Consider the following 4939-nt stretch of genomic DNA (forward strand, 5'->3'; position numbering starts at 1 on the left):
CCAGAGAAGCCAACAGAACCAGAGAAACCAACGAATCAAGAAAAGCCAGTGCTGAAACAAAATGAAAAGATGGTAGCGAGTAAATAAAGAAAAAACAACTGATATTGCCAAAAAGGTACTCATAAAAAGAGTACCTTTTTAATTTGAAGCTGGATTGAACAGAGGTGATACTTTGATATGTATAGTGAAAAGATATCAATCAAATATAAATTAGCTGAAAAAGAAGTACTCATTCCATTGAGTGCTTTTTTGTTTGTTGGAATGTTTTTGATCGCTAATTTTTTACTCAACTTATCTTTAGAGCTGATAGAAACAACATTTAGTGATTTATTACATCCTAAACCATTTCATATGGAGGTAGGATTTCTTTTTCAGATGCCAATTGCAGAACATCCAATTTACTACATGCTTGTTTTCCTTGTAGTGATTGGAACTATAGCGAGAACAGTGTACAAATTGAAATCTTCCTTTAAAAACTTAAATAATCATCAGAAAGGATCTAGTCGTTTTACAATAGTTGAAGAGCTGAAAAAGCAGTATCGAGCTGTACCAGATCGAGAGGAATCATTTAAAGGTGGCGGTGGTGTCGTTATCTCCCGACTAGGTGATAAGGTATTTATTGATGATAGCCCGGTAAACAATTTAATTATTGGTACAACACGCTCTGGTAAAGGGGAAACTTATGTATTTCCTACAATTGATGTTTATTCCAGGGCGGAGCATCAACCTTCTTTAATTATTAATACACCAAAAGGGGAACTATTTACGGCATCGAAAGATACCCTGGAAGAACGAGGGTATCACATTGAAGTTTTGAACTTGTTAAACCCACTTGATTCTATGAGTTATAACTTATTGCAGCTTGTCAAAGATGCTTATAAAGATGGAGATTATTCAACAGCGCAAGCACTATGTAAAACACTTTCTCACACTTTGTATTACAACCCAACTGTCAAAGATCCTTTTTGGCAACAGTGCGCTATGAGCTTGTGTAACGCCATGATACTAGCTGTTACGGATAAATGTATTGCAGAAGGTACAGAAGAAAAAATTACAATGTATGCAGTTGCAAATATGTTATCAGAACTTGGTTCAAAAGAGGTAATCGTAGATCCGGATGCAGATCCACAAAATGCATTAGATTTATACTTTGAAGGCTTACCAGCGGATAGTGTTGCGAAAATGCAATATGCAACCTCAAACTTCTCGAAAGGAACGACACGAGGGGGAATTTTCACCCAAACAATGAACGGACTTTCTATTTTTACATTTGATGAAATCGCTAAAATGACAGCAAAAAATAGTGTGGATTTAAAACGTGTCGGTTTTGGAAAAACAATAAAAGGAAAAGTGACATCTAGAAAACGAGTAGAAATTGTATTTCCAGATGGCTCAAAGGAGTCTATCAAGGCAGATATTACAGGACGTTTTGCATTAGATTTTAAACAAGTAATAAAAGTTGGAGATACCATTCAATGTAATGAAAAGGAAAATCCGCAAACGAAAACATCTATTTCTATTATAAAAATAGATGAAAAAACGGGTCATACAGAATTTAAAGTAGTAGAAGAAAATAAAGATATGAAAATAACAAAAGTGGATTATTTCGATAAACCAGTCGCTATTTTTATGATTACACCAGACTTTGATTCTTCGAATCATGTGATTGCTTCTATTTTTGTAAGGCAGCTTTATTTTATATTGGCAAAGGGTGCGTCTCTTGCTCGAGGGGGAGAATGCCACCGTGAAGTAGTATTTTTACTTGACGAATTTGGAAACATGCCGAGTATTGAAGGAATGGCGAATATTATTACGGTTTGTCTTGGTAGAAATATTCGCTTTAACCTTGTTGTTCAAGCATACGCACAAATAAAAAATAAGTATGGAGATGATGCAGATACCATTGATGGAAACTGTGGGAATACGATCTACATTCTAACAAACGATCAAGAAACAGCAGAAAAAGTGTCCAAGAAGCTGGGGAATCAGACAATTAATCTACCTTCTCGAAGTGGAAAAGGTCTTTCTACAGATAAAAATAAAACGGAAGGTTTAGATCAACGACCGTTATTAACAGCAAATGAGCTTATGAGTTTTAAAGAAGGAGAAAGTGCTGTTATTCGTGTCATAAAACGTCAAGATAATAACCGAAAGCGTATCAGACCACGTCCAATTTATAATACGGGAGAAACAGCTTTAAAATATAGATGGGAGTACTTAGGGAAAGAGTTCGATACAGATAAATCTATTTTAGATATAGATATCGACTCCTTACATGATGATGTAGAACCGAAAAAACTGATTGTAGATTTTCTAGGAGAAAGAAAGGAAGAACAAATTAAGAAAGAACCATCAGACCCAGAACAGGAAGATTTGCCACCAGTAGAGACACCGCAGCCAGTAGAAGAGCCAACAATGATGGGAATTGATGAAGATATTCCGGAAGAGGCGTTTCAACAGGAAGATAGCCCGTTTGATTCACTCTCCATTGAAAATTGGAAGGGAAAAACGGTTAATGAATTTTTTGAATCTGATTTAGCGGTTTTGAAACTGGTTGATAAGTTCTTTTTAGCGCAGTTAGGAAAATCAATAGATGAAGTTAAAAATCAAGAAATGGGCGAGTTTTACAGTGAATTTCAAATGTTAGCTCACAATGACCACATCGACAAAAGTGTTTATCAAGCAGTCGAAAACAAGATTAATCGAATCTTACGTGATTTAGAAGAAAAAGAACAAGTGACGAGTTAGAAAAGCACTCAAATGATTGAGTGCTTTTTTGAATCCAAACTAAAGGAGGAAGAGGGAATGTGTGTACCGACAATAACGGATAAAATGCAATTGATTTTAGATAGTTACTCGCCATTTGTAACAGAAGAAAATGAGGTCATTCTTGGTCTGGAAGATGCGGTTCTTTTCCTTTCAGTAGATCGGGAACAAAAAGGAAAATTGATTATTCGTATTGACAGACTGAATGAAAGAGTGAATTGGACAGCAAAAGAAGTATTAGGGCAGTAGTAAGCATGAAAGGAGGATAAATAGTGAAAGATGAAGAGATTTTAAAGGTTTTAGAAACGTTCTCGGATTATCTTCAAGTAGGAGACATCGTGAATTATGTATTGCGTTGGTTAGGATGGTTCCTAATTGTAGGCTTATCTTTAGTTGTAGATGCTTTAGAAGGTGTGACAGATGCCATACTGGGGATTAAAGGATTTTTTAATTCACCAGAAATACAAAATTTTGTTGATATGTTATATCCATTGTTTGTCGTTCTTTTAGCCATTTCGTTTTTATATATTGGCTACATGTTTATTATGAACAAACAAATGAATCGTTCTCAAATTATCATCAATATTTTCGTGACATTGAGTGTACTTTGTTTATTAAGCACTGGCATGACAAAGGTCGATAAGTTCACCGATGATGCAATTGCGGTTGTAAAATCAGAGCAAAAAGGCTCTTTGAGTGATGAAATTATTAAGAAGAACATAACGGATGTTGCAGTAATAGATCAAAATGGATGGAAAAAGAAAGAGGATATGAATCCGAAAAACAATATTCCTGAAAAAAATATTAGACAGATAGATATTACTGAAAAAATAGATGAGGATTTTGAATTTACAAAGGACAAAGATTTATCAGATAATGGAAAGAAAATTTTGAAAAATAAAAGAGTAATGGATGCGTTAGGAGTTGCATCTTTAGCTGAATTAAAAGATGGATGGTTTGATTTCTTTCCAGAAAAGTATTATCGCTGGCATTGGAATTTTTGGAACATATTCTTTACTTTACTGATAACTGGTGCAACTTTGTTATTGGTAAGTATTAAATTAGCTAGGTTATTTTATGAATTGGCATTTAACTACTTGCTAGCGAACATATTAGCACCAGCCGATGTTGCGAATGGTCAAAAGTTAAAAGCGGTGTTATCGAATATCCTCAATATATTTATAGCAACGATTATGATATTCCTGTCTTTGAAGCTATATATAATGGGAACGGCGTTTCTCCATGACAAATTAAATGGTGTACCGTATCTGATTGCATTAGCGGCATTTAGTATGGCAGTTCTAGATGGCCCGGCAGTCGTAGAAAGGTTATTCGGTATAGATATTGGATTAAAGAGCAGTTGGGGCATGTTAGCAGGAGGTTTCGCACTTGGTAAAGGAATTGGCGCTCTTGCAAATTCAAAACCAATGAAGGGTCTAGGAAATATGATTGGAAAAGGGGCGAAAGGTGCAGCAGAAGGAACTGGTGTTGCAGCAGCTAAAACCGCAAGTGCGGCAGCGATGGCAACAGGTGGCATGGCTGGTCTTATAAGTGGTTTGAAAAAAGGGAATGAGTCTGAAAATAAAGAGTCCTTGCAAGATCAAATGAAAAAAGCGGATCAGAAGAAAGCAAATGGTAATGATTTAGCAAAAAATGAAAAAGAAAAAGGTAACTTAAATAAGGAAGAAAATAAAGAGAATGGTGGTGTGCCATCTATTCAAGAAGATATGAAAAAAGAAGGGAATGAAAACCCGGGAGTAGCAAATGGTCAAGAATCGGGAACAACAAGCCTTCAAGATGAAATGAAAGAGGCTGGAAAAGCAAATGGAGCAAGTGAAGGAAATCCAACAGCCGGAGGAGTAAGACAAGGAACAAGTGAAGGAAGTCAAACAGCCGGAGGAGTAAGACAAGGAACAAGTGAAGGAAGTCAAACACCAGGAACAGTCAGACAAGGAGCAAGTGAAGGAAGTCAAACACCAGGAACAGTGAGAAAAGGGGCAAGTGAAGGAAATCCAACAGCCGGAGCGGTAAGACAAGGAGCAAGTGAAGGAAGTCAAACACCAGGAACAGTCAGACAAGGAGCAAGTGAAGGAAGTCAAACGGCAGGAACAGTATCAAGCGGAAGTAGCCCGGCACCAGTAGAAACATCAAGACCAGTGCCAAGTGGAGGAAG

General features: G+C 36.4%; 3 protein-coding genes. All 3 read left to right on the forward strand.

Annotated features, from left to right (window positions below; translation table 11 throughout):
* Positions 1 to 177 precede the first annotated feature (177 nt).
* Positions 178 to 2748 (forward strand): VirD4-like conjugal transfer protein, CD1115 family, encoded by a 2571-nt coding sequence (locus tag DN393_RS30890; protein WP_149174294.1) that lies wholly within the window; start codon positions 178 to 180, stop codon positions 2746 to 2748.
* A gap of 57 nt (positions 2749 to 2805) precedes the next feature.
* Positions 2806 to 3015, forward strand: coding sequence for a hypothetical protein (locus DN393_RS30895; RefSeq protein ID WP_000338017.1), 210 nt, complete (start codon positions 2806 to 2808; stop codon positions 3013 to 3015).
* A 23-nt stretch (positions 3016 to 3038) separates the two neighbouring features.
* Positions 3039 to 4939: pLS20_p028 family conjugation system transmembrane protein (locus DN393_RS30900; protein WP_149174295.1), on the forward strand; the 1901-nt coding region annotated here is incomplete at its 3' end.

It is taken from the genome of Bacillus sp. BPN334, from assembly GCF_008368885.1.
Taxonomy (GTDB): domain Bacteria; phylum Bacillota; class Bacilli; order Bacillales; family Bacillaceae_G; genus Bacillus_A; species Bacillus_A wiedmannii.